Here is a 26,749-nt window from a genome sequence, read left to right on the forward strand (position 1 = left end):
TAAACAGTTTCTGACTATTTATGCTGTTATTATTCATTTGTATTTTTGATGTTTGTAATGGGCTTGTTTTATTAGATAATCTAATTCGAATAGGTAAAATTTGTCATTTCTTAAATAATAAGAAACTGACTAATATACAACCAACAAAACAGACTACTGCTTTAAAGAGAGGCAATCATGGCACAAGCAATGCAAATGACAAATGTAGCTTTACCAACCTCTATGGATAAGAAAACCTACGCGGTTAACTTCAAAGGACTGATTGCTCACTTACTAGACATTCTATTCGTAGATAATACTGCACCACGCAGTTACTATGCGGAAGATTTGTCAGCTCACATTCAAAAAGATATCGGTATGTACCGTTAATCTTGAAATTATGAATGAAAATACCGGCCTATAAGCCGGTATTTTTTTAGCTGCTCAAACGTGAATAACGGAGCTAGAACTCTATACAGAGTCAATACCGGAGTAGAGGAGCTTATTCCAAATTGGTGTTCATTAGAAATGAAAACGGGGCACTAATAGTGCCCCGTTTTGACTTGTAGAGTAATACGATATTACTTCTTACGGCAGTATTCTGCGATCACGTACATTGACTGACCGCCATTTGCCTTGCCCGAAACTAGTTTCGGATCATCACCAAGGCTGATACCACGGATCACTGTGCCTTGTTTGATTACTTGGTTAGTGCCTTTAACTGGTAGGTCTTTGATTACCGTTACATCGTCACCTTTCTTAAGTTCAGTGCCGTTGCAATCCAGCGTTTTGTCATCATCAGACATACCCTTCATCGCCCAGTTCATTTGCTCTTCTTCCATGTACATCATGTCAAGAGCATCTTGAGCCCAGCTTTCAGAGTTTAGGCGAGTGAGTTGGCGCCATGCTGTCACTTGTACTGCAGGAACCTGGCTCCACATGCTTTCGTTTAGACAACGCCAGTGGTTAATGTCTTTTGGCTCATCGATCTCACCCAGACACTTATCACAAACCATGATAGCAGTATCAACGGTCACGTTACCGTGAGGTGGGACAGCGTATGCTGTTAGTTGAGATTCAGAAGAACACAGTTCACATTTTGACTCGCAGCGCGCAAGCAGAGTAGCTTCAATAGACATAAGGACTCACCTTAGTAATGTTATTTTGTGGCGGTATTATCCACTTTATCCTGAGAAATAAAAGGGTGTTAGCGAATTAAAGCCGAGATTTTACAATATTCCAACCTGATTAGGGTGAAGATGTAAAATATTCGCTAAACAAATAATACCTGTATATAAGAAAATGCATTGATTGTTTTGAATGATGAATTGGTTGCTTCATTTCTTGAGGAAGTTAGAGGTTCGTTGGGAGTATTAACTGCGCTCAGAAGTGTGGGCAGAGCCCTCTATAAATATAGAGGGCATGTTGCTAGCGTTCAATAATCTGCACAATTTGATCTTTTGAAATGCTCATTTCTTTCCCATCCATGTCTTCATACTCGTACATACCCGTTTCTTCGTTAAGGTCTGGTTTACCGTAAGAAGTAATAATTTTTCCTTCATTTGTCGACATAAGATATTGGCTACTTCCGCATGCAGCAAGAAGTAAAGCAGTGGCCATTATAGTGAATATGCGCATAGAGTTTTCCTTTCAAACAAGTAAGTTAGGTACGACACCGCTTTAACTATAGCAAAGGATATACGGGACGGTTTTTTATGATAGAGAACGAAAAAGCCCAGTCGAAACTGGGCTTTGGTAAGAGAGGTGATACGATTACTTCAGAACGGAAGTATTAGTCACACCCGTTAAAGTGTCATCCATTAAGAAGTCTGTGTTTTCCATTTGCATCTCAACGTGATGGTCAATATCAGAAAGTGTGCCATTTGGAGAAACAAACGTAATGTGCGATGCAGTAGCGTTATATTGCACAAAGCTTGCCATTGGAGACACGGCTGTATTAGCACTGTTTACGGTCGTTAAACCTAGTTTAGCTGCTAGAGGCTCAGTCCCGGCAAACGGTGCATTTGGAACGCTGTTTGGTACATTGCCATCGCCATCAACCTCGGTCATCAGGAATGGTGTTGTTAGTGAACCAGAAGCAACTAAATCTGACGCGTTTGTGAACGGGTCTACGGTATCTAGCGTGGTTTGTGCCGCGTAGATAAACTGGGAGAAGCCAGCTTCTAGTGTTGCTAACTGAGTTTCTGTTGCTGCGGCCTCAAAAGCTTCGTAACACGTTTTATCTTCCAGTTGTGTACATGACGCATCTGCATAACTCGCGTAGTCTGCAGACGCAGCATATGCTAAGTTATGCCTGATCTGAGCGCCATAGGCTTCTGAACCTAGTAACAAATTGCCGATTTGGCCACCAGAGTTCTGTACAGAAGCAGAGCTAAATGTGTAAAGTGCATCTGCGTTGGGGCTACCTAGCGTGTTATTTGCTGCTGCCACGGCAGATGTAGCCACAATACCGCCAAGTGAATGACCTAACATTTTGACTTTAGAACCCGTCATTGGGTTAAAGCCTTGTAGAGGCCCTTCTGCCAACAGACCACCTTGCGCTGATACCACTAAGCTCGCGCGTAAACCCAATACATCCAGTACACTTTGGCGTAGGTTATCACGAGCGATTGCCAAGTTAGAAAGATTTAGATACGCCAAGATATTAGCATTAGCTGAACGTTGCTCATCTAAGCTACGTGTGCCGTGAATAGGTAAGTCGATAGCAATAACTGCCACACCTGCTTTCACCATATTAAACGCGAAGGCATATGAATCCTCTTTTGCAGAAGTGATGCCGTGTTGATAAATCACAACGTCGGTCGCGACACCAGATTTAGGTGTGAAGACAAGTACTTCGACATCTTCTACCGATTTAACGACTGGAACTGGGGAGTAGCGAGTCACAATACGTTCGCTGTCGAGTTGGGTACCATCGCTTAATGTGAGTTTAGCACCCACCAGTTTTAGCTGCTCTGTAGGATCGGTTGCAAGCTTTGTCACGTCAACAGGGTTATTTGCGAAAACGCCGGTTGATAGCTGCTGGACCATGTTCGCTTGCTCGTTCGGATCCGCCAGTGCTGCACTTAGCTTCGCTAGGCTTGGCATCGCAGATACCATTGGCTGCATGTTCCAGTTTGCCCCTTTTTCTAGATAATGAGGCAGTCTGACCACACCTTGAGTCACATTTACATCGGCACCTGACTTCGCATAAAGGCCTTTAATTGCCGTTTTTGCCGCGTCTAGGTCACTAACGTACTCACTAAAGTCATCGTCAGAGTCTAGCGCAGTGCTAAAGTCTTGGGTTGCACCAAGTGTCATTGTGTAGGCTGTTGATAAATCTACTGAACCTTCGTTCGCATCGTTTTTGTAAACGGCGTTTAGTGTATTTGCACCCGTTGAGAAACCGGTTGCGGTTACACCTTTAACCGCCGCCAAAGTATCACCTACAGACTGAGTGCTGAACCATGAGGAGTAAACGATGTCGTCAGGGTTAACTTGAGCTAGACCAAAAATGCCTTCCACCGCTTGTGTCACCGCTTGAATAGAAGCAAGAGCACCAGTTTCATAAACGATTTCTTTCGATTTACCTGTCGCGTAACTGGCTGATGTACCGATTGGCTCGCCATTCACGTCAGTAACATCTTGTGTTACGGCAAAAATGTACTCGCTTGACTCATCAAGCGCATCCATGAACTGGATATATAGAGAGTTGCCTTTTGCTTGAACTACGTAGTCTTGGTTCTGAACGAGAACTTCTTCGATTGGGTTAGACTTACCATCCCACTCGGTCAAACGTTGATTAATCTTGATGACTTTAATACCAGACGGCAGCATACCCGTTGCAAAACCATCGCCTTTAAAGTTCAGAACGATTGGCATAGACGTTGACCATCCATCCATCGTATTCATCGAGGCTCTAGGGTTGGTTAAGGCATCATCACCGTCAGTTGGCAGACCAAGCGTGCCATCTGTTGTGTCCATTAATAAGTAAGAGGGCGCAGGTACATCCGCATTCGCCCCTTGAAGCGTAAAGCTGATAGATGTTCCACGGTCGAGCAGTGCTTGGACTTCATCTTCAAATTGAACTTTGTCGGAAGTACCAGAGCTTGATGTATTATCACCACAACCAGCAAGAAGGATTGCAGAACAAAGCATTGATAATTTAAACGTGTGTTTCATTGGTTTACTCCGTAATCCCATTATTTGAAGGTGTAGTTCATCTGTACCGCGCTGATGTAAGCAGTACCTTCAGAGTCGAACTTGATCTCTTCATCCTGAGCGTTCGTCTCGGTGAAAGAGCCTGATTTACTCTTAACAAGTGCAAAGCCTGCATCGAAAGTTAAATTCTCATTCATTGCGTAAGTCAGGCCCGCGCTGTACCAAAAACGGTCACTGTCAGGGATGCTCAATGTGGCTTCACCTGCTTGTTCGTCGTATGCAAAGCCTGCACGGAATGTCCAATCCGCATTGAGGGTGTAAGTTGCACCAATAGAATAACGGTTGTTGTCTTCGTATTTCTCTGGTTTGTAGAAACATTGACCAGCAGTTCCATCATTACATTGAGGACTCGTCGCTTTCAGTTCTTTAAATGTGCTCCAATCGGTCTGTTGCCAGCCGTAATGTACTGCCCATTGTTCATTCAGTTGATGGAAAGCCGATAATTCGATAATTGAAGGGAGAGAGATTTTTAAACGGCCATCCACTTTTGGTGATGGAGCTCGGCCTGAGTCGTAACTACTAAACTCACCGTCGTCAAAATCTAGATCAACTTTAGAACGGTAACCAAAGCCAAAACGGTTGTTTTCATTTAGCTCGTACAAAGCGCCAATATTCCAACCCCAAGCAAAAGTTTCGCCTTCCATGCCGACAAGGTTATCGGACTTATTACCACCTAAAATACGGGCGAGTGCGCCTTTGTGACGAGTCAGCTCCGCTTCCGCATACACTAGGTTGATACCGCCACCGACACTGAAAGACTCGTTAATACGGTAAGCAACATTAGGATTAATGTTTACTGAAAGTAGGGAAGTGTCACCTGCCATGTCACCCGCAGAAATATCATCTGGATAATCAGTAGCAACACCGTATGTGGTGAACATACCGATACCCCAAGCCCAGTTATCGTTGATAGGGCTGATGTAATAACCCGCTGGCACGACTTGTAAAGGGGCAACATCTTTTGCATGTTCTTTGTTAACCGTGTCATACACATCGACTTCAGGATCGATGATAGATAACGCGCCCGAGAATTGAGCTTCTTTGAAAAGCGTCATCGCTGCTGGGTTTCGTGCAAGAACGCTGGCATTGTCTGCGACCGCTCCTTCACCTGAAAATGCTCGACCAAGACCAGATGCTGAATGCTCAGCTACCTGGAAGCCCGCTGAATGGGCATTACACGCAAACAATATCGAAATTGTAAGCAGAGAGCAGTGCTTCTTGTTCATCCTTGACCCTCCTAGGGTGTCATAGTGTTGGACCGAAGTCCTTGTAATTGTTGTGTGATACTTACACCAGTTGTTAATACGTGAAATACAACTGTGATGTAAATGTAATGTTAATTGTATGTTTAATAACTTGTCAAAGTTTGAGAGTATTTTGCGTTTTAAATATGATGCATAGGTCAAACGGTGATTCGTAAGGGCATGTATTATCGTTATATTTTTTAAGAGAATGGTACGACCAGAATTGTTTTACGGGCTTTATGGTTAAATGGCATTCAAACCAAGAGATAGCGGGCTTTGCCGTTTCTGTACTTAGCAGGCATAATTCGCGCCTCGCTTTGTTGTTATTCAATAGACGCAATAGGAATCGTGTTGGAATTACTGAATGTTGAATTTTTAGGTCGTTCGTTAAGGCTCGAAGGATCGATGGCTGGTTGGCAGCAGTTATATTGGGATAACACCTTGGTGTCCCAAATAGATGCCAGTGATAATGTTGCAGACACTTGCCTTCACCAGTTTAGACTCTCTGCTGGGGAGGAAGTCCTGGTATGCCATTTGGAGTGTTCATTAACATGGCAACCGTTTGAATTGAGTTACAAGGTCACAATTAACGATGAGCTTATTAGCGAAGGTTGCCGAAATGAAAAAGACATCGAACGCCAAGTACCAGAAATTGAGCCGCCAACAGAAAAGCGTTTAAGTGTGATAGGGCTAGTATCGCTTGGAATGAAAGCACTCAAGAGTGCGAAAGTCATCAAAGTGGCGTTAGCATCTGCAAGTCTTGCTGCATATTCTTGGCTATTTTCTATCGAGTTCGCGTTAGCTTTGATCGCATGTTTAGTTTTCCATGAGTATGGCCATATTAGAGCGATGAAGTACTTTGGAATGAAGACCAAGGGCATCTATTTGATTCCATTTCTTGGCGGTTTAGCGCTGAGTGATGAAAAGATCAACACACGCTGGCAAGATGTGGTTATCTCGATTATGGGACCATTTTTTGGTTTAGTTCTTAGCATCGCGTTTACTTTGCTTTATTGGATGACTGGAGAGGTGCTCTTCGCTGGCCTAGCAGTGTTTAACGCGTTACTAAACCTGTTTAATCTGTTGCCTATTCTGCCACTAGATGGTGGTCATGTACTCAAAAGCATTACCTTCTCGATGAACACTTGGGTTGGATTAGTCGGCAGTATAGCTGCTGCCTTGTTGGGTATTTTTATCAGCTATTCTTTCGGGCTGACGTTGCTAGGGTTTTTATTGTTAATGGGGATGCTAGAAGTGGTCATGGAATGGAGAGGTCGACACCATTGTCATTTATTGCCGTTAACCCGTTACGGACAACTCTTCTCACTTGCTTGGTACTTGGTTTCTGTCGGTGGTTTTGTCGCTATCATTTGGTATTTTGCTACCCTTGGAGATAGCCTGTTGAGCTTGCCACTACAGATACTGGGTACTTAAACTATTCCTTATACCCATTAAAAAAGCTCCCTAGGGAGCTTTTTTGCGAAAAATAGACACTGGTAGCAGAAGTTTAGCCACATTTTGGCGCTTTCGCCTTATACGCAGGCAACTTATTTATGGTTGCTTGTAAATCTTTAATACGCGTACTGTGCGATGGGTGAGTTGAGAAGAATTCAGGAGGTTGAGAGCCACCGGATGCAGCACTCATATTTTTCCATAAATCGACACTTTGACGTGGGTCGAAGCCTGCTTTTGCCATAAACTCAAGCCCGACAATATCAGCCTCGGATTCCTGTGTACGACCGTATGGTAAAATAACACCGTATTGGACACCGACACCAAGTGCCGCCATCGTCATTTGCTGATACTGTTTGTACTCGGAAGCTCCTATAGCAACGTTTGCCAGAGACAATCCCGCATTTGCTAACTGGCTTTGTGAAAGGCGTTCATTACTGTGGTCAGCAAGGACGTGAGCCACTTCGTGACCAATGACTGTTGCCAACTGATCTTGGTTTTTCGCGACACCTAAAAGCCCGGTGTAAACGCCGATCTTCCCACCAGGTAGAGCAAAAGCATTGACTTGTTCACTATCAAAAACAACCACCTCCCAATCTTTAAATCCAGCTTGTGCAGGAATGGTGTCAGTGATGTGTTTGGCAACGCATTGTACGTAGGCATTCGTTTTGCGATCTTTGCTGATTGGGATATCTTTCTTCATTTGTTCGAAAGATTTGGCGCCAAGCGATGACATTTCTTGATCTGAAAACATCAGGATCTGGTTACGGCCGGTCGGTGATGCGCTACATGCCGTTAAGCCCGCGATAGTTAAAAGAGCAGAGGCTTTCATCCATACCTTCATAATAGGCTCCATCTAAATTATTTTTGTTTTGAAGCAATAGTATATACCCAAATAGTAACATGATGCATGGATCAAATTATTCATCAACTGGCAAAGAGGCCAAGATGTTACACCTTGAAGTTAGACCTAAGTAAAGTCTATGCTAGCTCTCTAATAAATCGTAACAATCCGACAAACCAATTTGTGAAATTAAGAGTAAAACAATGAGTATATGGAAAAAGCCCGTTAGCATAGAGATTCTGAATGCTACATCAAAAAATACCCTGATCGAGCACCTACAAATTGAATACACAGATTTTACGGATGACTCCCTTACAGCAACTATGCCCGTATGCAGCTTTACTCATCAACCTTTAGGAATGCTTCACGGTGGTGCATCAGTCGTGCTCGCAGAAACATTAGGCTCTTTAGCTGCGAATTTCTCTGTTGATGAGGGGAGTTACTGTGTCGGTTTGGATATCAACGCGAACCATGTACGTGCAATGCGAAGTGGTCATGTGATTGGTACGGCAAAACCCGTACACCTTGGCGTTTCAACACAAGTGTGGCAAATCGACATAACTGATGAACGAGGCCGATTAGTGTGTACCAGTCGCTTAACTATCGCAGTGAAGCAACATAAAACAAAGTCGGTATAAAGCAAGATGGTGATTGAGTTTTCATTAGGAAAAATCATTGCTACCCAGCGTGAAATCGTGATTAAGCTCTCCGGCAGTGCAATGGTAACCTTACAAGCGCAAACCGATTCTATCCAGTTACTGGGTAGAGGAGCGAACGTTGTTTTATCTCATGGTGCAGAGTGTAAATGGTCTATCAAGCTGGATAATGAGGAACAACTTGCCGATCTTGCACGAGAAATTGGCATCGATATTCAATAATTTACTGCGTGACGTTTGCACTTTTTGATAAAAATGAGGAAACTTAGCTTATCAACAATAAGATAAGAATTTCCTCTTTATGAGTAGCCCTCGTTTACGTGTTCAGTTCGAAACACTGTTTGAAAAATTCGCCGGTCACGATACGGACGTTCAGCTAGAAGACATTACCGAAGCGCTGTTTTGTACACGTCGCAATGCCCGTATTGTTCTCAATAAATTAGAAGAGGAGGGCTGGATTGAATGGCATCCAGCGGCGGGTCGAGGAAAGCTCTCAAAACTCGTTTTCAAACGTAACCGTAGCGATGTCAGTGAAAACCTCGCCAGACGTTATCTCGACGAAGGGAAAATTGGCCAGGCTCTAGATGCGCTTGATAACGACGCGGCTCGATTAACGCAGGTTATTCAGGGTTATTTAGGGCTTCAGCATCGACAGGGCGAGCAGGTGGTACGTTTGCCTTATTATCGACCATTGGCGATGTTAAACCCACAGAAACCGATGCGGCGTTCTGAACAGCACATCGCCAGACAAATTTTTAGCGGGCTAACTCGCCTTGATGAAAATGAACAACTTCAGCCAGATTTAGCCCACACATGGGAAGCCATTTCTGATACACACTGGCGTTTTTATCTTCGTCGTGGGGTGCGTTTTCATAATGGTGAACCGTTATCAACCAGTTGTGTACTTGAAAGTGTGCTTGCACTAAGTAGCTTGAACCTGTTTTCTCATATAAAAAAGGTATCTTCACCACAGAAATGGACCGTCGATATTGAACTCGTCCGTCCTGACCGCTACCTGCCTTTGGCGCTGAGTGAGTCGCAAGCAAAAGTTTTGCTACCAAGCGCTTTGCGTTCAGAAAACTTCGATAGACAACCGATTGGGACAGGGCCGTTCCAAGTTAAAATGAATGATGATAAGCGTCTCATTTTGACTGCTTTTGATGGCTACTTTGGCTTTCGTCCCTTGCTGGACCAAGTTGAGGTGTGGGTAATTGATGAAGCGTACTCTTCAATGGTCTATCCAAGCTTGTCTAAGCCAAAGATGGATAAACAAGGTTCATCTGATGAGGTCGAGCTTGATCCTGGCTGTACATTCCTATTACTAAACAAAAACACCGGGATTGCAAAAGACCCACGCTGGGCAGAATTCCTATCACAAACTCTCAACAGTCACCAAATTTATGCTCATGTTCCTCAGGATAAAGTGATGGAACTGGGAGTATTGCAAGCCTTTGGCCTTAAGCCAGGTTGGATTGACCTTAGGCCAGCAGAGGCGGGAACCGTGCCGCAGGCTGATAAGGTGATTTCCGTGGCGTATCAGAAAAAGCATCCGATGTTTCCAGTAGTTGCCAAGGCCATCAAGACACTCTTAAAACCGCACGGTATAGAGGTCGAGTTTATTCGTTATGACTCTCAACCGCCCGCACCGGAGGAAGTGGATATTTGGGTGAAAGCCATGGGCATTGCAACGAACCGAAATGACGCGTTAGCGGGCTGGCTTCTGGATTACAGTGATATTGAGAAATTCAGTTCTGGTTACGATTTTAGCGAATGGGCTAAGCTCGTTGATCAGTGGCGTGCTGGTGTTTATCCAGACTTCCCTGCACGTGAGTTAGGACGTCAGTTGGTAAAAAGTTGTCAGGTGATTCCGATGTTTCACTGCTGGTTGGGTGTCAATAAAGACCACAGCGGTGCCTTACAAAATGCAAAGTGTAATGCCTTAGGTTGGTTTGACTTTAATAACGTATGGGTAAAACCTGATATAGAAAATAATCATGGCGAAACCGAATAAGAAACAGCCGACGAAAACCGTCGATATCTATTGCTCAAAGTGTAAAACTCAACTATTCAAGTACCGTAAAGGCGGAAAAGGCGCACTGGTCAAGTGCTTCAAAGAGCGCATTGTTGACGATTTCACACAAACCCCATGCATCTGTCCCAGTTGCGGGCAAGAGTTTGCAAGAGATACCCTAGTGAGAGGAACGCCCGCTTACAAAATGATTGGCGGCAAAGTGACAATGAAATAATGAAGGGCTAAAAAATGAGTATAAAACATGATTACTGCATGGTGTTAAGCACAACCTGCAACGAAAAAAATCGAGATCAGATCATTAAAGGTTTGCTAGATGCCCAATTAGCCGCGTGTATTCAAACGATGCCTATTGAAAGTCACTATGTGTGGAAAGGGGAGATTTGTACTGACAACGAATGGTTGCTGGTGATCAAAACTCGTCGAGAGCTCTATGAATTAGTGGAAGAGAAAATAGAAAACCTGCACGAATATGAAGTAGCACAGATCGTACAGGTTCCAATTGTTGATGGGTTTAACCCTTATTTAGAGTGGCTGAGAGAATCGACGCTGAGCCGACATTAAAAACAGCGACAACGCTGCACCAACGGTGTCGCACAACATATCTTTCTGGGCGTCCCATATGTCACCTTGCGAGCCCAGAAAGGCGATTCCTTCATCGCCGCCAGCCAATTCTGCATACCACCATTCGATAATCTCATAGCCTGCTGCAAGCGACATGATCGCAAACAAAGCAAACCAGCAGGAGAACGTTTTGTTGAACTTATTCTTGTGTATCAAGTATTCAGCTATCGGATACGCATAAAGGCCAATCGAAAAGTGCGCAACGCGATCAAAGTTGTTTCTATCTGAACCAATCATGTCGTTAAACCAGTCAAATGGTACTTCGGAAAACGTATATTTCGCTCCGATAGTGTGCAAACAGAGCCAGATGAACATTAAAAAGTAAGCCGTATTACTGAATTGATAGCGAATCGAGATTGCCCAAATAGCAACAAGAATACCAATTGCTGGGATAATCTCCGCAAACCAAACGGCACGTGAGTTAGGTTCTAACGCAGAAAATAAAAACACGATGGCATAAAAAATCGTCAATCCTAAGAGTGTCGAGGTGCTTTTCATAGAGTTACTTGATCCTTCAATTTATCTTACAGTGGGACTCCATAGACTTGGGTAATGATTACACTTAATTGAACGGTGTGCAATTGTTATTTTGATGGTGTTTTTGATCACTGAAAATGTTGATTTATTGCCAAACTGCTCAACATTAAAACGTTTGCGCGTGCACTTTTCATTAAAGTTTGATTTACAACATGCCCATCCATAGAATCCGTGATTCAGTCTAATAAAAAAGAAGTAAAGCCATGAAACTGGAAACTGTCGATTATCTTGCTGACGATGCTGCTCAACAGTTCGTTACCTCTCTGCGCGAAACAGGGTTCGGTGTGTTGAAAAACCACCCGATTCCACAAGAGCTTGTAGAGTCAATTTACAAAAACTGGCATGAGTTTTTCTGTTCAGATCAAAAGAATGATTTTCACTTTAACGTAGATACCCAAGATGGCTATTTTCCACCTTCTGTGTCTGAAGTAGCGAAAGGGCACAAAGTGAAAGACATCAAAGAGTACTTTCATGTTTACCCTTGGGGTCAGATCCCAGAGCAACTTAAAGCTGAAATCTTAGAGTACTACGAGCGTGCGAATGCATTTGCTCAGGAGCTATTAGGCTGGGTTGAAGCGTACGCACCTAAGGACGTTCAAGAGAAGTTTTCTATCGCGTTGTCAGAAATGATCAATAACAGCGACAAAACATTACTACGCGTTCTTCACTACCCGCCAATGACAGGGGAAGAAGAGCCAGGCGCTATCCGTGCTGCCGCGCATGAAGACATTAACCTGCTAACGGTTCTGCCAGCCGCTAATGAGCCTGGACTGCAAGTAAAGAGCAAAGAAGGTGATTGGATAGATGTACCCTGTGACTTCGGAAACTTAATCATCAACATTGGTGATATGCTTCAAGAAGCGTCGGGCGGTTACTTTCCTTCAACGACTCACCGTGTAATCAACCCAACGGGTGGCCGTCAAGAAAAGTCGCGTATTTCATTGCCGTTGTTCTTGCATCCAAAGCCAGAAGTGGTTTTGTCAGAGCGCTACACCGCACACAGCTACCTTATGGAACGTTTACGTGAACTAGGGGTTATTTAACCTTTACGTGATCTCCTTACAAAGGCCGATGGTTGATGACTATCGGCCTTTTGTTGTTTATGGTACAAAATGATACCCACGCTTCATTCGGTGCCACAGAAATTAGGCCTGAAACACGCGTCAGCAAGCATTTTTACCAGTACAGATGAGCAGCTTTCTCTGAGATTAGTGCGATGCTTCAATATTAAAAACAGAGAGGATGAATGGAAGGACAACGCACGGTCAGTAGTATTGAGACTCACGCAATAGAAAACCCGTTGCTTTGGCCAATGCTAGAAATTCTTAGAAAGCAGCCTTCCGATTGGAAAGTTCACACCTTAGCAAGCAAGTTGAGTGAACAGGGCTACATTTCGACATTGGATGACTCTCCTGATAAGGATTTATTCAAACGAAATTTCTTAATCATGAACGCGCTATACCAACTGCAAGAAACGCTTTACCCAGATGCCTGGCTGCAAGTTGAAGCGATGAATATCCAGCTGATGTCTTCGTTAGAAGCTTCGAGGCATATCGTTGATATTAACGATCCTTTGCGTGAATATTATCTGGATTGGCGCAACTACGAAGCGGACGAAGATGAAGTGCGTCGATTGTTGAATGAATTTTGGACCACTTATCAAAAATTCATTGGTGGTTCGTCTACAGTCAGTGTGGATAAAACAAAAGCACTCTCACTGTTTGAGCTTAACCTTGATGCAACACCCGCAGAAATTAGAAAGCAGTGGCGAAAACTCGCGCTTCGTTGGCACCCAGATAGAGAGAATGGTGATGCAGAAAGGTTTAGAATTCTTTGTGAAGCGTGGAATGTACTGAGAAACGAATGATTCGGTATGAATAAAGATAAAGGAAGGCAGCTAACTATTAACTGCCTTTTTTCATTGGATTGTCTCAATCAGCGTATCAAAACTAGCATGAAGGCTTAAACTGAGATTTTCTCATGCGATTAAGCGCAGCCATTACGTCTAGTGTGCGTGGTTTGGCTAAGTCCCCTTGCTTAGGAAGCGATGCATGCCACTCACCAGACAGCATTTCTTCAATTTCTTTCGCTGGATGATTACACCAGCCTGGAAGCTGAGCGATTTGGAACCATAACCAGCCAATCGTGTTGACTTCATCTGCGGACTCAATCTGTTCCAAAGCGCTAAGGTCAGTAAACTCTTTGCCAAATCGAAGTGACTCTTTGCCTTTCGCATTCACACGGAATTTACCGTCAGTGAGAATATTCATCAAAGCAACGCGATTCAGGGCGCGAGGCGGGAAGGTTTGTAAACGTTCTTCCGATTCGTTATGACGTTGAGTAGGGTGCTGAGCGATCACTTCTTTCGCTTTTTCTGTCACATCAACCGCTTGGTAGTCGTGCATCTGAATGACTGTGTCGGCAACGTCTAAGTAGTCGCCTGAACCACCCATAACGATAATGGTAGAGATATCGAGATCATCTCGCAATTGACCAATGCGATCGACAAGAGGGGTAATTGGTTCATCACCTTTTGCCACCAATGCCTGCATACGTTCATCTCGAATCATGAAGTTCGTCGCAGAGGTGTCTTCATCAATCAATAACGTGCTCGCACCTGATTCAATAGACTCTTGAAGCCAAGCGGCTTGTGATGTTGAGCCTGATGCATCTTGAGTCGAAAAGTCCGCTGTATCTTTACCCATTGGCAAATGGTTGATGTAATTCGACAGGTTCAAATGATGCACGCATCGACCATCTTCGGCGCGGATCTTCATTGCCTTGTCATCAGCTACGATGTATTCACGACCATCTCCTGGAATATGGTCGTAAATCGAACGCTCAATCGCATTCAGTAAGGTAGATTTACCGTGGAAACCGCCACCAACGATTAGCGTAATGCCCTTTGGAATCCCTAATCCCGTGACATGGCCTTTGTTTGGTGCATGTAAAGTCACTTGCAGCGATTCAGGGGCCTTGAACTCAACCGCCTCTTTCATTGGGAGATCACAGTTGCCAGCAGTTCGAGGAAGAATGCTGCCATTTGCGACAAACGCAACTAGGTTATTGGCTTCCAACTGTGCACGCAGGGCATCTTGGTCTTCAACAACTTGGCAATGCTCAATCAATGCTGTTTTGTCGAGTTCACGTTCTAAGGTCGCTCGACGGATAAACTTAGGCAAATGGAAAGTCAGTATGTTGTTGGCTTTTTTCCCCAACACTGAACGACCTTCAGCAGGCAAGTTAACTCGAAAACGCAGTTCAATACCTTCCTCGGTAAACAATACTGCGGTGCTATCCAACACAGTTTGGCCATTCAATGAAATGGATACGGAGTTTTCTTGTTTAGCAAACTGCTCAAAACTGCGCGCAATAAAATCACGTGCTGCTCGTTGAAAAGCAGGGGACTCGTCTTTCAACCATTCCAGACCAGTCAAGGACCAGGCGCGAGTTGCACGAAAACGTGACGCGGAAGCATACGGATCTCCTTGTACGTGATCGATGAACAAAGTGAAATCAGTGAAGTCGTATTGACCTTTGATTTGCTGATAAGCGCGGTAGTTCTGCTTTTCAATTTTCTTAAGCGTGGCAGTCAACTGATCCATGAAGATATTGGCCTTTTAATAGAAGCGGGCGGCGATTATAGAAACCACCGCCACCTTAGTAAAGAGAATGCTTAGGAAGAGTAGGCGTATTGTCCGCCTGAAAGACGCTGATTAAACAAACTTTGCTCAAATTCATTACAAGGCATCGGTTTACCATAGAGAAAGCCTTGCCCAATATCACAACCCTCACCAATAAGAAACTGCTCTTGTTGGGGGGATTCAATGCCCTCAATAACCACTTGGAGGTCCAGTTTTTTAGCTATGTGTATGATAGAGCAAATGATCGCACGATCATCGTCCGACTTTTCCATTTGCTGGACAAAGCTCTTATCAATCTTGATGGCATCAAATGGGTATTTCTTCAAATAGCTGAAAGAGGCGTACCCAGTACCAAAGTCATCTAGTGACAACGTCACACCTAGTTCGTGCAATTTGTTTAGCGTTGTGCGTGCTACGATTTCATCGGCAATTAAAGCGCTCTCCGTCACCTCGAGTTCGAGAAAATGTGCTGGTAAATGGAAGGATTCGAGTAGGTGTTGCACTTGCTCCGCAAAGTTCACGTTTTGTAATTGAATTGGAGAGACGTTAACGGCAATTTTGAAATTATCAATTAACTCCGACCACTGTTTAGCTTTGTCTATCGCGGTACGAAGAACAAAAGAGCCAACTTCAAAAATAAGCCCATTTTGTTCGGCCATATGTATTAATGCTTCGTTAGAGACGTCGCCCAGTATTGGGTGTCTCCAGCGCAGCAATGCTTCTGCGCCAATCCATTTGTGAGTATGGGGATGAACTTTGGGCTGAAAGTACAGCATCAGGTCGTCATTTCTTACCGCTTGCAACAAGTAGCTTTCCAATTGATTGTGGTTGTTTAGCTCATTCGAATGACTTTCACAAAAATAACTATACGCTTCGCCAGACTCTTTACACAGCAGCATGGCATAGCATGCATTTTGAAGAAGTTGTTTGGCATTGCTGGTTTGGTGGGCTTGTACAACACCAATATAAGAGTTGAGGTGAACCTCTGTGTCTTTTGTATAAAAGCTTCCCAAGCCAATATTGGTGATATCATCCAGTAGCTTACGCAATTTCATATCAATATCGTTGCCCCAAATGAGTAATACAAGGTCATTCGAGCTCGGCCTCCCGGTAACAAAATAACTCGATTCTCGTTTACCAAGGCGATACCTAAATTCTTTTAATATCTCGTCAAAGGCCTCAAAGCCATAGCGGGTTTGGATACTGCGAGCGTTACTAAAGCCAATGTTTATCACGAGCAGTGATTGCTGGCTATGATCCAACATTCCGAGCGTTTCTCCGACAACACTTTCAAGTGCTGCGCGGTTTAAGAATCCGGTTCCCTGATCGTGTGTTTTTTGGTAGCTCACTTGTTTTTCTGCGGCCTTACGACGATCAATCTCTTTTGTTAGGGAGTAACTCAACTGCGCTAAGTCCGTAGTACGGTTCTCAACTCGATTTTTGAGTTCATTATTAAGACGCTGGAGCTTGTGTTGCTGATACACGACGGAGAGCTGCGCTTCGATTGAGTCTTTGAAAGTTCCGAGCAATTGGCGGTAAGTGTCGCTGTATTCATTCTTCTTGGAATCAAGCATGCAGATGGTTCCAAACGTCTCTCCGTTTGGCCAGAATAACGGTAAACCACAATAAGATATCATGCCTAGTTTGATGTCAGGGTTATTGCACCATTCTTCATCCTCGAGCGCATTAGGAACCATGAGTTCGCTCTTATGCTCAATGACATGCTCACAATATAAACCGTTGCCGAGTAGTTCAGCATCGCCGGTACGATAGGGGTTACCTTGAGTTTCACTGGATGTGTTGACTTCTATACGATCTCGGTGGATACGCATGATTAATGTGGTGGGTACGTGCGTGATTTGAGCCAGTAAGTTGACGATTTCCTGCCAGCTTTTTTGCATAGACTCAGGGATTTCATAATCTAATGTTTGCAATCTCCCCATATAAGTCATCCTTTACGTGGTTTCACTTCCTGTGAATTTAAAATGTAGACTGCTCTATCTTGTTCTCGGTTTTTAATTAAGTATAGGGTGGCTGGGGCTTGAAACAAAAAAAAGTCCTGAAAAGTGTTCAGGACTAGGAATAGTTATCACATATCTCATACTTGAAACAGATAACAAGCATTAAGGTTTAAGCGATTTTAGCGACTCAATAGAAATGTCTTGCGAATAGTCGACGTCTTCAAAGTTAAAGCCATTTAGCTTCATAAATTCATCTTTAAAGCCTTGGTAATCACCAATCTCTTTAAAGTTATTGGCGTTCATTTGTTCTAAAAGAGCATGGACTTCTTGTTGTACTTGCGGGTCAAGCTCTAAGTCGTCTATCCGGATTAAGCGTTCGCCGTCAACAGGCACTTTATCTTGATCGTACAATTTAGTGGTAAACAGTCGCTGCATTTGTTCAATACAACGTTCGTGAGTACCTTTTTCCTTCATCACTCGATAAAGTGCTAATAGGTAGGGACTTAGCGCAGGAATGAACACACTGGCTTTCGTCACCAACGCCTTACACACTGTTGCGTAAGCACCGCCGTCAAAGTTGGCAAGTTTTAGATTCAACGAGTGACTTGTTTGGTGTAAATCTATTTTCGCTCGACCTAACGTACCATCGAGATAGATAGGGTGCGTAACGTCTGGTCCCATGTAAGAAAACGCGATGGTTTTGCAGCCTTGTGCAATCGAGTCGTTATTAATCAGTGTATCAATCCAGCTTTCCCAGTCTTCACCACCCATCACTTTGATAGTGGCTTCGGCCTCTTCCTCTGTTGCGGGAGTTAAAGTGGTTTCTACCCACTGATCGTTCTCCAGCATAATTGAAGCGCCAGTGACAGGCTCACCAATAGGCTTAATGACACTGCGCCAAAACTCATCAGACTCTGGTTTAGGTCGAACACCCGTCGCTAAGCTATAGATGACTAAATCAACTTCACCTTCAAAGTACGTTTCAATGGCTTCAATCACTTGATTGCGGACAGAGTTAGAGAATGCGTCACCAACAATATTGATGGCGGTACGCCCCGCGTGATTTGCTTCTTGTTTAAAAAAGATGTTGTTATACCAACCCGCACTTCCAACGCCTTTATCTGAAGGCCCGTGCTCGAAGGACACACCAATGGTATCAGCTTTAGCACCTCCGAAGGTGAGGGCAATACGAGCCGCTAACCCGAAACCAGAGGAAGCACCAATAATCAAAACCCGTTTTGGACCGCTTTTGATCTGCGGGGCGTGTTTTACGTATTCAATTTGCTCTTTAATGGATGCATGACACCCGTATGGGTGAGCAGAGCGAGCAACAACACCTTGAATTAAAGGGTCTATTCGCATGTTGTTATCTATCCTCGATGAGTGGAATTGAAAATAGATTAACGTAAAGTTAAGTAAAACTTATTGAGCTAGACCATTAAAATTAGAGATGTTTAATTAATTCTTGAGCAACAAAGTCAGCAATCCAAGGCTGTGCATCAGGCTTTGGGTGAAGGCCATCATCCATCATCCACTCGGGTTTGATGACCACATGCTCCAAGAAGAATGGCATCAAGGTAACTTGTTGATGTTGTGCAAGCTTAGGGTAGATATCGTAAAACATATCGCTATAGCGCTTACCATAATTAGGTGGCACTCGAATTTGCATCATGACAACGTCCGCACCTGAATCTTTTATCATGGTAATCATTTTTGAGAGATTCGACGTAATAAGTTTAGGAGGGAAACCCCTCAGGCCATCGTTGGCACCTAACTCAATGAGCACCATATCAGGGCTGTGCTGGGTTAGCAGCTGCGGTAATCGAGCTAAGCCGTTGCCTGTGGTATCGCCAGAAATGCTGGCATTAATAACTGTTACATCTTGACCATGTTCTGACAACGCATCAGGGAGTAAGCTAGGCCAACTCTTTTCGATCGGCATCTGATAGCCCGCGCTCAGGCTATCACCTAAGACAAGTAGCTTTTCGCTCGCATGTGCAGTAGCGGAAAAACAAAAAAATAGAACTAAGGAAAGTATACGAATCATGCAAACACCTGTACTTAATGCACCTATTGTTCAAGCCAATTTGGTTTCTAAACAAGTCTCTACTAATCAAGAGCAATTAACAATCCTCAAAGATGTAAATGTTGACATCAGGAAAGGAGAAAAAATCGCCATCGTCGGTACTTCCGGTGCGGGTAAGTCAACGTTGATGACGTTGTTAGCTGGCCTTGATACACCAACATCAGGTGAAATTACCTTGTTAGGTCATGAGTTATCAAAACTTGACGATGAAGCTCGCGCAAAAATTCGCGCTGACTCTCTGGGTTTTGTTTTCCAAAGTTTCTTATTAATCCCGAGCTTGAGTGCATTACGCAATGTTACGCTTCCTTGTCTTTTACGTGGTGAAGCCGAAGATGAAGCAAGAGCAGCCGAATTATTAACCGCTGTTGGATTGGAAAAACGTGTCGATCATCTTCCAAGTCAATTATCTGGTGGTGAACAACAACGTGTCGCGCTAGCACGTGCCTTTATGACACAGCCTGAACTGTTGTTCGCAGACGAGCCTACCGGCAATCTTGACCATCAAACCGCAGACAAAGTGATTGAGCTGCTATTCGATCTTAATGAGCAGCATGGAACAACGCTGATATTAGTTACACACGATGGTCATCTAGCAAGTCGATGTGACCGTATTTATCGTATGGAGGCGGGTGAGCTTAAGGAGGAGGTGTAATGTCTGCAGTATCATCAAGCGAAGCAACATCGACAGAAAGAAGCAGTGCAATAAAACACTCGTCAAACAAAAGCCTAATACGTTGGAGTTTCGGCGAAATAAGACAGGGGAACCTTTGGCCTATTAGCGTTGCTCTTATTCTTGTGATTGCGAGCATCTTTGCGCTTTCTGCATTAGCGGAGCGAATGGAGCAGGTGATCGTCAAACAGGGGAAGGATGCATTGACAGCGGATGCGGTGTTTGTGTCTGCTAATCCTATACCTGACACGTTGTTATCCTCGACTGAAAACCTAGAACGTTCGACGATGACACGATTTGCCACGATGGCATTTAGCGACAATGGTATGCAGTTGATTTCCGTAAGGGCAGTGGACGACAATTACCCTTTAATGGGAGAACTGGTACTAGACAACAACCCATCCGGTCGCGTTAAAGAGAACCAACTCTGGCTTGATGAGCGGATTATGGCTCAACTAGACGTCAAGTCGGGTGACAGCGTCACTATAGGCGATGCCGATTTTACGGTTTCAGGTGCAGTGCTGATGGAACCTGGGTTAAGCTTTAACCCATTTCAACAAATGCCTTCTGCATACATCCATCAAAAAGACGTTGAGAAAACGGGAGCGATTCAAGTCGGGAGTCGAGTTCAATACCGTCTGTTTTTACAAGCCGATGATAAAACGCTAAAAGGCCTGCAAGAAGATACTGTTCTTTCTCCTAGTGATCGCTGGCGCACGCAAGATACTGCCAGTCGTAGCAATGAGGTTTTTGAACGTACGACGCAGTATCTGTCGTTGACCGTAGCGATTGTCATCATTATGGCGGCGACAACATTGGTTCTTACTTGCCAAAACTATGTGAATAGTCGAACACAAACCATTGCGATGCTAAAAAGCCTTGGCGCAAGTCGACGATGGATTGAAAAATGGCTGTTTATTCAAGTCACAATCCTGCTCATTAGCGCCAGTGTCGTTGGGTTATTGTTGGGGAGTGGGCTGGAGTACTTATTGCGCATTCCACTCAAAGACTTATTACCAGAGCCACTACCTAGTTACGGCGTCACTCCTTATCTAGTGTCGTTTATCTCAGCGGTTCTGATTACCGTTCCTGCCCTTGGCATACCATTGTTGGGTTTGATTAAAACTCCAGCCTTAGAAGTGCTACAGCAGGGCAAAGCACAACGTTCTTGGAAGCGAATGTTGCTTGTTCTAGTTCCCGTCGTCCCATTACTTTTGCTTTATGCTGATAATACCTTAGTTTGGATTGTTCTTATTGGTATTGCAGTACTTTTTGTAGTGCTTGCTGCAGTGAGCGTCGCACTCACAAAATTGTTTGCGCGTATTTCAACACAACCTGCCATGAAGCTTGCGTTGAGTCGTATCAACCGCGAGCCAGTAACCAGTGGCCTGCAGTTTGGTGCTTTGGCGTTGTCCTTGATGCTGCTATCTGTTATCTGGCTTGTGCGCAGCGATATTCTCGCGGATTGGGAGAGAACCTTACCTGCAGACGCGCCAAATGTCTTCGCATTAAATATTGGTGATTACGAACTCGATAGCTACCTAGAAACCTTAGATAAAAATGGGGTTACACGGTCACAAGCTTATCCAATTATTCGTGGTCGATTGACAGAGATTAATGGTCAAAACGTCAAAGAGATTGAATACGAAGGAGAAGGCTCTGACGCAATACGTCGTGAATTGAACCTTACGTGGGGAGACAGCCTGCCAGAGTATAATGATGTGCTTGCGGGTGAATGGACAAATAAGGGGAGTGTCTCCGTAGAAGCCGATGTAGCAAATGACTTGGGCATCGAACTTGGTGACAAACTGCGCTTTGTTATTAATAGCCAGAACTACGATGCGGTAGTAGATACCATTCGTTATGTTGAATGGCGTGATATGAAGCCTAACTTTTACTTTATTTTCTCATCCGACGTTATGGCTAATCTACCGGGTTCTTACCTCATCAGTTATAGAATTGATGAAGGGAACGAAGCACTATTAACGTCTATGTCTCGATCTCACCCAACGGTATCTGTTTTAGATATTCGTACCATGGGCGAAAAAATCCAGGATTTGATTCAACAAATCGTATCGGCAATCACTATTCTTGCTCTTTTAGGCGTGGTTGCGGGGTTGCTACTTATCTTTACGCTATTGAGATTAAGCTTATCCCAACGTCAGCAGGAGATCCGTTTGTATCGCACATTAGGTTCAAGTAAAAAACGGATCAATACAACTCTGTGGGCCGAATACGGCATTATGGCGTTGATAGCGAGCGGTGTCGCGGTATTCGCTGCCGAAGTTTGTGTTGCCGCGGTAATGATATATGGCTTCGACCTAAACGCACAAATTCACCCCGAATTGTGGATAGCTTTACCACTGGCAACATTTGTTACGTTGGCACTTGTCGTAATGAGTTTGTTGAAAAGATTGTTAACGCCAGTAAACACTTAATCACTGCAAATGTTATTAAATGTGGAACACTCCATGACACTTTTATTTTAGTTATCCACAAAAACAGTGGATAACTTTTGGGATAACTAAATGGGGTAAAAAGTGGGGTGTTTCTGCAGGCTTTGCGCCATGGGTCTTACAGTGAAATTGTTATTCACATAGGCACAAAAAAGTGTCTTCCTAACCATGTCGTCAAGTACTTTTTTTGCAATTTTTTTCTACTTTAACGCACCATAAAGGCGCAGTTGGATATTTCGCAAACCCATGAACTTTTTGTGATTTTAATCAAGCCCAAACACGAGTAGAATCCACCGTTAGTAAAGAGTTTTCCTTATAAAATTTTTAGTGAAGCAATGAAGTCTGAGTTTCCAAATTACAAAGATAAGCACATCGCTGTTGTTGGTGGCGGTGTCGCAGGTGCAACAGCAGCAATTCATTTTGCGGAGCTGGGTTTTAAAGTTTCCGTAATAGAGAAGGGCGTATCACTGGTAAATGGTCCGCCCATTTGCCATTTACATGCAGGTGGCAACTTATATCGAGAGATTTCTGAGCAACAATGTTTAGATTTGTTAGCACAATCCATTGATACCGTTCGCCTATATCCGCTTTCACTGAATATTCGCCCGACGATCATTGCAGTTCCTTATTCTGATGGTGGAGACCCATCCGCACTTATTCCTCGACTAGAGGTGGTGAAAAATGCGTATCAAACGCTCGTTGATAAAGATCAAAGCAACAAAGTGCTCGGCGAGCCAAGCGAATACTACAAATTGTATTCAAAAGAGGATCTAGAAGCACTCGCACAATGTACTCAACCAAGTCACCCTGCAACCTTTGATGAGTGGTGTATTCCTTTTGCTCAACATACTGATCTAGAAGCGCTAAAGTACCCAGTTGTGGCGGTTCAGGAATATGGCTGGAGTGTTTTTCGCCTTGCCGCAATTGCCAACTTAACGTTGAACGCTCTGCCAAACGCCTCAGTATGCACACAAGCAACGCTCAAACAAGCGGACTGGATGGGTAATCACTGGCAACTTGGTTACGAACGAGATGGCATTGATTATCTTATGACATGTGACTACTTGGTCAATGCATGTGGTTTTGAAACAGGATCCATTGACAATACCATCGGTGCCAAGCATGATAGGTTAGTTGAGTTTAAAGCCGCTTACGTAACCAAGTGGGCAGACTGTCAACAACTGTGGCCAGAAGTTATTTTCCATGGACCGCGTGGAACTGATAAAGGAATGGCTCAACTGACCCCCTATGGTGATGGTTATTTTCAGCTTCACGGCATGACGAAAGGTATTACGCTATTTGAAGATGGCTTAGTTGAGAGTACACCGTCCTCAGCTCAGCCCGAACTGCCCGTTCCTTTACTCTCAAAGATACGTAACGGTTGGCGAGAAGAAGTCTTAGAAGAACGAACCAATAACGCTATCAATCACATGGCGCAGTTCATTCCCAACTATCACTCTGCTATCAAAGGGGGAAAAGCCCTGTTTGGTGCCCAGCAAATTCCTGGAACGGATCCGGTACTCAGGGCAGCCGACGTGACCTTTGAAGACAACCATTACGCACGAATAGAAGTGGTAAAAGCGTCATCAACACTACTCGCAGCGCAAAAAATGCTTCAGTTCTGGTTTGATGTTGAACCTAATCAAAATGTGGAATCCCAACATCCTGTCGCTGTGCATTGGTCTGAACAAGAAATTGAACAGTACGCGATTAAACTCACGCAAGAGCGAGATTATCCGCAAGCGTTAGCAGAGCGTTATGGGATGCCTGCATAACAGTTACGTATGGGCTTAGAGGTTGTATTAATATCCAAAAAACTGAGCCCATTGGCACCATACTTCTTGCAAGCCTTGTCTATCTCCTTTCACAAAATTGACTTTTTGCCCGGGTTTCGCCTGTGCCAACCTTGGCAGGTCAATACGTGCTACACAGCCAAACTTAGGATAGCCACCGATGGTTTGATGGTCGTTGAGCAACACAATGGGATTACCATCGTTAGGAACTTGAATCGATCCTAGCGCAATTCCTTCCGACAGTACGCCTTCGTAAGGCGGTTTGATTTTGTTTCCTTCAAGACGATAGCCCATACGATTTGAATCAGGGGATATGGTGAATGCGTTGCTATAAAAGGCTTGGCGAGCGTCTTCATCAAAGTCCTCATTTTGATAGCCTTCAATCACTCTCAGCTTGATAGGTAAGTTGTAATCCGGCTTAAAGCGAAATGTCATCAGCCTTGGTTTGTGTTTCGGTAAGTTATGAGGAAAAAAGGGAAGAATATCGCCTGCTTTTAAAGCGCCACCATTTGAGTCATAACCACCAAGAGATTCTCTCGTGACTGTAGAGGCACTTCCTAAGTGCTGAGCAATATCGAACCCACCTTTAACCGCAAGATAGGATCGAAGTCCATTTTTTGCGACTCCGAACTGCAGCTTCTGCCCCTTCTTCAATATAAAGTCAGACCAATTTGAGATAGGCTCACCATCTATTTTTGCATTCAAATCACCACCACATATTGCAAGATGGCAGTTATGTAGTGCGACAAAGCAAGCGTTACCCAAAGTAATTTCAATCGCTGCACAATTGACTACGTTACCAAGTAAATGATTTGCCCAACTGTAGGCGTAATCATCTACGGGGCCACCTTGAGTCACGCCAATATGCGCTAAGCCAAAACGACCAAAGTCTTGAATCAAAGAAAGTGGCCCTGACTTTTCCACCAGCAATCCAGCGTAACTCATAGAACACCTCCTAACTCGATAAACTTTTGTTTGGAAATGGCATTAAACGTGACCTTGTCACCTACTTCAAACGGTATAAAAGGTGGTGTATCAGAGAAAAGGGGAAGCGGGCTTCTACCGATAATGTTCCATCCGCCAGGACTATCTGATGGATAGACGGCCGTTTTAGAGTCTGCGATTCCCACGCTTCCGGCTGGTACTCGCGTTCTTGGTGTAGCTAACCTTGGCATATGTAATTGAGTATCGACATCGGAGAGGAATGCAAAACCTGGAGCAAAACCAATCGCTGAAACCGCATACTCGGCTTGAGTATGTAAGGAAATGAGCGCGTCTAATGATAGTCCACGATCTTGAAAGCGGGGCAAATCTAGCGCGGTTTCTTCGGAGTAGTATACGGGAATAGTGATGTGGTTAGGTTGAACAAGGCTGAGCGATTGAGTATCAAACTTACTGATCATTTGATGCAGTTTATGCACTAAATCTTTTTCATTGATTCGAAAAGGCAAGTAATCAATGAGGATGGTTTGATAGGAGGGGACCACGTTCATAATGATTGACGCTAAAGTGTCTTTGATGTTTCGAGCAAGTTCTCCGATCGCATTTTCAGAGATATTCTCGTCAAACTTAATGAAAATACTGCACTCAGAGATCAAAGAGATACTAAATTTCTCTTTATGCATTAATTTCCTCCCGCGTATAGGCTTTGACGGATCTTTTGGATCAGCGCGATCGACTCTTCATTGTCACCATGAACACAAATCGTATCGGCTTCCAGTAAAATGTAGCCGCCAGAAGCGGTTTTGACACGCCCAGAGTCTGCTAACGTACGGACTTGCTCAAGTATCGCATGCTCACTATTTAATACGGCATTAGGCTGTGTCCTAGGTGTAAGTAATCCGTCATCTTGATACAAACGGTCTGCAAATGCTTCAAACAGCAAGGGAACGTCATAATCATCTGCGATTTCTAAGTATTTTTCGTTTTCCTGTGACGCTAGAATCATTAACGGCACTTTGAACAAAGCTGCCGCCTTTACGACTGATCTAAATATCGAATCACTTTTCATCATGTCGTTGTATAACGCGCCATGAGGCTTTATATAGCTAATATCTGTGTATTGAGCCCGACAAAGTGCCTGTAAAGCGCCTACTTGGTATATAACCATGTTAGTAATTTCATCACCCGTCATGTTTATACTGCGCCTGCCGAAGCCTTGGAGGTCGGCGTAGCCCGGGTGTGCTCCAATATCAACATCGTTGTCGTTGGCGAGAGTGATAGTGTCGTGCATGACATTAGGATCGGAAGCATGAAAACCGCACGCGATGTTTGCCATATCAACATGAGGCATAACATCTTCGTCTGCCCCCATAATCCAAGAGCCAAAGCTCTCACCCATGTCACAGTTCAATGTAAGTTGCTGTTTATTCAATGTCATACGTTTTATTTCTACACAAGCAATGGGTTCACGATGCAGGAAAATGCATCTAGGTTCAGTGACTCACTTCATTCTTCTATCATGAAAGCGAGGTTTATGATCTGATGGCTGACGAAAAAGATCACTTTAGTCCATAAAGATGTTGCCGTTATTTGAGTTGATCCGAATTTTAA

General features: G+C 44.0%; 25 protein-coding genes. 12 read left to right on the forward strand and 13 right to left on the reverse strand.

Annotation, left to right across the window (positions count from 1 at the left end; translation table 11 throughout):
• The first annotated feature begins 177 nt into the window (after positions 1-177).
• Complete coding sequence (locus NL643_RS12260; protein WP_005376351.1) at positions 178-369, forward strand: hypothetical protein; 192 nt, start codon at positions 178-180, stop codon at positions 367-369.
• 191 nt (positions 370-560) lie between these two features.
• Here the strand turns inward: NL643_RS12260 and NL643_RS12265 are convergent, their stop codons facing one another.
• The 4 genes from NL643_RS12265 to NL643_RS12280 all read right to left on the reverse strand — a co-directional run bounded on the left by NL643_RS12265 (position 561) and on the right by NL643_RS12280 (position 5,426).
• A complete protein-coding gene (locus NL643_RS12265) occupies positions 561-1,118 on the reverse strand; it encodes a PhnA domain-containing protein (RefSeq protein WP_005395511.1) in 558 nt (185 codons plus the stop codon).
• Positions 1,119-1,407: 289 nt separating this feature from the next.
• A complete protein-coding gene (locus tag NL643_RS12270) occupies positions 1,408-1,617 on the reverse strand; it encodes a YgdI/YgdR family lipoprotein (protein ID WP_041853072.1) in 210 nt (69 codons plus the stop codon).
• 135 nt (positions 1,618-1,752) lie between these two features.
• Positions 1,753-4,161: a VolA/Pla-1 family phospholipase gene (locus tag NL643_RS12275; protein WP_253644491.1), complete on the reverse strand. Its 2,409-nt coding sequence runs from the start codon at positions 4,159-4,161 to the stop codon at positions 1,753-1,755.
• A gap of 20 nt (positions 4,162-4,181) precedes the next feature.
• Positions 4,182-5,426 (reverse strand): outer membrane protein transport protein, encoded by a 1,245-nt coding sequence (locus NL643_RS12280; protein ID WP_012842310.1) that lies wholly within the window; start codon positions 5,424-5,426, stop codon positions 4,182-4,184.
• A gap of 423 nt (positions 5,427-5,849) precedes the next feature.
• Here NL643_RS12280 and NL643_RS12285 point away from each other — a divergent pair, with 423 nt between their 5' ends.
• On the forward strand, positions 5,850-6,878 hold the full coding sequence (locus tag NL643_RS12285) for a site-2 protease family protein (RefSeq protein WP_253644512.1): 1,029 nt from the start codon (positions 5,850-5,852) through the stop codon (positions 6,876-6,878).
• A gap of 73 nt (positions 6,879-6,951) precedes the next feature.
• Here NL643_RS12285 and NL643_RS12290 read toward each other — a convergent pair whose 3' ends face one another.
• Positions 6,952-7,740 (reverse strand): M48 family metallopeptidase, encoded by a 789-nt coding sequence (locus NL643_RS12290; RefSeq protein WP_152814675.1) that lies wholly within the window; start codon positions 7,738-7,740, stop codon positions 6,952-6,954.
• A 203-nt stretch (positions 7,741-7,943) separates the two neighbouring features.
• On the opposite strand from NL643_RS12290, the gene NL643_RS12295 reads away from it, so the two are divergent.
• The 5 genes from NL643_RS12295 to cutA all read left to right on the forward strand — a co-directional run bounded on the left by NL643_RS12295 (position 7,944) and on the right by cutA (position 10,989).
• Positions 7,944-8,378, forward strand: a complete 435-nt coding sequence (locus tag NL643_RS12295) for a hotdog fold thioesterase (RefSeq protein ID WP_012842307.1) — start codon at positions 7,944-7,946, stop codon at positions 8,376-8,378.
• A 6-nt stretch (positions 8,379-8,384) separates the two neighbouring features.
• A complete protein-coding gene (locus tag NL643_RS12300) occupies positions 8,385-8,618 on the forward strand; it encodes a DUF3389 domain-containing protein (RefSeq protein WP_005395503.1) in 234 nt (77 codons plus the stop codon).
• A gap of 79 nt (positions 8,619-8,697) precedes the next feature.
• Entirely contained in the window at positions 8,698-10,407 is a 1,710-nt protein-coding gene (locus tag NL643_RS12305; protein WP_253644492.1) for an SgrR family transcriptional regulator, read from the forward strand.
• The gene (locus NL643_RS12310; RefSeq protein ID WP_053349877.1) at positions 10,391-10,642 is read left to right on the forward strand and encodes a hypothetical protein; all 252 of its coding nucleotides are present in this window, start codon (positions 10,391-10,393) and stop codon (positions 10,640-10,642) included. Before NL643_RS12305 ends, NL643_RS12310 begins: the two co-directional genes overlap by 17 nt.
• Before the next feature lie 14 nt (positions 10,643-10,656).
• Complete coding sequence (gene cutA, locus NL643_RS12315) at positions 10,657-10,989, forward strand: divalent-cation tolerance protein CutA (RefSeq protein WP_253644493.1); 333 nt, start codon at positions 10,657-10,659, stop codon at positions 10,987-10,989.
• On the opposite strand, the gene NL643_RS12320 is transcribed toward cutA, so the two are convergent.
• Positions 10,951-11,547, reverse strand: a complete 597-nt coding sequence (locus tag NL643_RS12320; protein ID WP_005395495.1) for a DUF2238 domain-containing protein — start codon at positions 11,545-11,547, stop codon at positions 10,951-10,953. The two genes, cutA and NL643_RS12320, sit on opposite strands and share 39 nt — an antisense overlap.
• 242 nt (positions 11,548-11,789) lie before the next feature.
• On the opposite strand from NL643_RS12320, the gene NL643_RS12325 reads away from it, so the two are divergent.
• Positions 11,790-12,629 carry an isopenicillin N synthase family oxygenase gene (locus tag NL643_RS12325; RefSeq protein WP_005376329.1) on the forward strand — a complete coding sequence of 280 codons (840 nt, stop codon included), beginning with the start codon at positions 11,790-11,792 and terminating at the stop codon, positions 12,627-12,629.
• A gap of 203 nt (positions 12,630-12,832) precedes the next feature.
• Positions 12,833-13,453, forward strand: coding sequence for a DNA-J related domain-containing protein (locus NL643_RS12330; RefSeq protein WP_150916615.1), 621 nt, complete (start codon positions 12,833-12,835; stop codon positions 13,451-13,453).
• Positions 13,454-13,535: 82 nt separating this feature from the next.
• Here the strand turns inward: NL643_RS12330 and NL643_RS12335 are convergent, their stop codons facing one another.
• From NL643_RS12335 to tesA, 4 genes are all read right to left on the reverse strand, one after another.
• Positions 13,536-15,191, reverse strand: coding sequence for an ABC-ATPase domain-containing protein (locus NL643_RS12335; RefSeq protein WP_253644494.1), 1,656 nt, complete (start codon positions 15,189-15,191; stop codon positions 13,536-13,538).
• Between the two features lie 71 nt (positions 15,192-15,262).
• Positions 15,263-17,173 carry an EAL domain-containing protein gene (locus NL643_RS12340; protein ID WP_253644495.1) on the reverse strand — a complete coding sequence of 637 codons (1,911 nt, stop codon included), beginning with the start codon at positions 17,171-17,173 and terminating at the stop codon, positions 15,263-15,265.
• A gap of 180 nt (positions 17,174-17,353) precedes the next feature.
• The gene (fabV, locus tag NL643_RS12345) at positions 17,354-18,553 is read right to left on the reverse strand and encodes an enoyl-ACP reductase FabV (RefSeq protein ID WP_253644496.1); all 1,200 of its coding nucleotides are present in this window, start codon (positions 18,551-18,553) and stop codon (positions 17,354-17,356) included.
• A gap of 82 nt (positions 18,554-18,635) precedes the next feature.
• Positions 18,636-19,238, reverse strand: coding sequence for a multifunctional acyl-CoA thioesterase I/protease I/lysophospholipase L1 (gene tesA, locus NL643_RS12350; RefSeq protein WP_005395483.1), 603 nt, complete (start codon positions 19,236-19,238; stop codon positions 18,636-18,638).
• Here tesA and NL643_RS12355 point away from each other — a divergent pair.
• From NL643_RS12355 to NL643_RS12365, 3 genes are all read left to right on the forward strand, one after another.
• Positions 19,237-19,929, forward strand: coding sequence for an ABC transporter ATP-binding protein (locus NL643_RS12355; RefSeq protein WP_005395482.1), 693 nt, complete (start codon positions 19,237-19,239; stop codon positions 19,927-19,929). The two genes, tesA and NL643_RS12355, sit on opposite strands and share 2 nt — an antisense overlap.
• Entirely contained in the window at positions 19,929-22,385 is a 2,457-nt protein-coding gene (locus NL643_RS12360; RefSeq protein WP_253644497.1) for an ABC transporter permease, read from the forward strand. The genes NL643_RS12355 and NL643_RS12360 overlap by 1 nt, the downstream gene beginning before the upstream one ends.
• 353 nt (positions 22,386-22,738) lie before the next feature.
• Entirely contained in the window at positions 22,739-24,178 is a 1,440-nt protein-coding gene (locus NL643_RS12365) for an FAD-dependent oxidoreductase (protein ID WP_253644498.1), read from the forward strand.
• Between the two features lie 27 nt (positions 24,179-24,205).
• Here NL643_RS12365 and NL643_RS12370 read toward each other — a convergent pair whose 3' ends face one another.
• The 3 genes from NL643_RS12370 to NL643_RS12380 are packed head-to-tail and all read right to left on the reverse strand — an operon-like array spanning position 24,206 to position 26,576.
• Complete coding sequence (locus NL643_RS12370) at positions 24,206-25,141, reverse strand: biotin-dependent carboxyltransferase family protein (RefSeq protein WP_253644499.1); 936 nt, start codon at positions 25,139-25,141, stop codon at positions 24,206-24,208.
• Complete coding sequence (locus tag NL643_RS12375) at positions 25,138-25,821, reverse strand: allophanate hydrolase subunit 1 (RefSeq protein WP_253644500.1); 684 nt, start codon at positions 25,819-25,821, stop codon at positions 25,138-25,140. Before NL643_RS12375 ends, NL643_RS12370 begins: the two co-directional genes overlap by 4 nt.
• Positions 25,821-26,576: a 5-oxoprolinase subunit PxpA gene (locus NL643_RS12380; protein ID WP_048625039.1), complete on the reverse strand. Its 756-nt coding sequence runs from the start codon at positions 26,574-26,576 to the stop codon at positions 25,821-25,823. The genes NL643_RS12375 and NL643_RS12380 overlap by 1 nt, the downstream gene beginning before the upstream one ends.
• Positions 26,577-26,749: the final 173 nt, after the last annotated feature.

It is taken from the genome of Vibrio sp. Y42_MX_L11, from assembly GCF_024181785.1.
In the GTDB taxonomy this organism is placed as follows: Bacteria; Pseudomonadota; Gammaproteobacteria; order Enterobacterales; family Vibrionaceae; genus Vibrio; species Vibrio diabolicus.

Coding starts and splice junctions, on each gene's coding strand:
- NL643_RS12260 (WP_005376351.1), top strand. CDS start 178: ATGGCACAAGCAATGCAAATGACAAATGTAGCTTTACCAACCTCTATG.
- NL643_RS12265 (WP_005395511.1), bottom strand. CDS start 1,118: ATGTCTATTGAAGCTACTCTGCTTGCGCGCTGCGAGTCAAAATGTGAA.
- NL643_RS12270 (WP_041853072.1), bottom strand. CDS start 1,617: ATGCGCATATTCACTATAATGGCCACTGCTTTACTTCTTGCTGCATGC.
- NL643_RS12275 (WP_253644491.1), bottom strand. CDS start 4,161: ATGAAACACACGTTTAAATTATCAATGCTTTGTTCTGCAATCCTTCTT.
- NL643_RS12280 (WP_012842310.1), bottom strand. CDS start 5,426: ATGAACAAGAAGCACTGCTCTCTGCTTACAATTTCGATATTGTTTGCG.
- NL643_RS12285 (WP_253644512.1), top strand. CDS start 5,850: ATGGCTGGTTGGCAGCAGTTATATTGGGATAACACCTTGGTGTCCCAA.
- NL643_RS12290 (WP_152814675.1), bottom strand. CDS start 7,740: ATGAAGGTATGGATGAAAGCCTCTGCTCTTTTAACTATCGCGGGCTTA.
- NL643_RS12295 (WP_012842307.1), top strand. CDS start 7,944: ATGAGTATATGGAAAAAGCCCGTTAGCATAGAGATTCTGAATGCTACA.
- NL643_RS12300 (WP_005395503.1), top strand. CDS start 8,385: ATGGTGATTGAGTTTTCATTAGGAAAAATCATTGCTACCCAGCGTGAA.
- NL643_RS12305 (WP_253644492.1), top strand. CDS start 8,698: ATGAGTAGCCCTCGTTTACGTGTTCAGTTCGAAACACTGTTTGAAAAA.
- NL643_RS12310 (WP_053349877.1), top strand. CDS start 10,391: ATGGCGAAACCGAATAAGAAACAGCCGACGAAAACCGTCGATATCTAT.
- cutA (WP_253644493.1), top strand. CDS start 10,657: ATGAGTATAAAACATGATTACTGCATGGTGTTAAGCACAACCTGCAAC.
- NL643_RS12320 (WP_005395495.1), bottom strand. CDS start 11,547: ATGAAAAGCACCTCGACACTCTTAGGATTGACGATTTTTTATGCCATC.
- NL643_RS12325 (WP_005376329.1), top strand. CDS start 11,790: ATGAAACTGGAAACTGTCGATTATCTTGCTGACGATGCTGCTCAACAG.
- NL643_RS12330 (WP_150916615.1), top strand. CDS start 12,833: ATGGAAGGACAACGCACGGTCAGTAGTATTGAGACTCACGCAATAGAA.
- NL643_RS12335 (WP_253644494.1), bottom strand. CDS start 15,191: ATGGATCAGTTGACTGCCACGCTTAAGAAAATTGAAAAGCAGAACTAC.
- NL643_RS12340 (WP_253644495.1), bottom strand. CDS start 17,173: ATGGGGAGATTGCAAACATTAGATTATGAAATCCCTGAGTCTATGCAA.
- fabV (WP_253644496.1), bottom strand. CDS start 18,553: ATGCGAATAGACCCTTTAATTCAAGGTGTTGTTGCTCGCTCTGCTCAC.
- NL643_RS12355 (WP_005395482.1), top strand. CDS start 19,237: ATGCAAACACCTGTACTTAATGCACCTATTGTTCAAGCCAATTTGGTT.
- tesA (WP_005395483.1), bottom strand. CDS start 19,238: ATGATTCGTATACTTTCCTTAGTTCTATTTTTTTGTTTTTCCGCTACT.
- NL643_RS12360 (WP_253644497.1), top strand. CDS start 19,929: ATGTCTGCAGTATCATCAAGCGAAGCAACATCGACAGAAAGAAGCAGT.
- NL643_RS12365 (WP_253644498.1), top strand. CDS start 22,739: ATGAAGTCTGAGTTTCCAAATTACAAAGATAAGCACATCGCTGTTGTT.
- NL643_RS12370 (WP_253644499.1), bottom strand. CDS start 25,141: ATGAGTTACGCTGGATTGCTGGTGGAAAAGTCAGGGCCACTTTCTTTG.
- NL643_RS12375 (WP_253644500.1), bottom strand. CDS start 25,821: ATGCATAAAGAGAAATTTAGTATCTCTTTGATCTCTGAGTGCAGTATT.
- NL643_RS12380 (WP_048625039.1), bottom strand. CDS start 26,576: ATGACATTGAATAAACAGCAACTTACATTGAACTGTGACATGGGTGAG.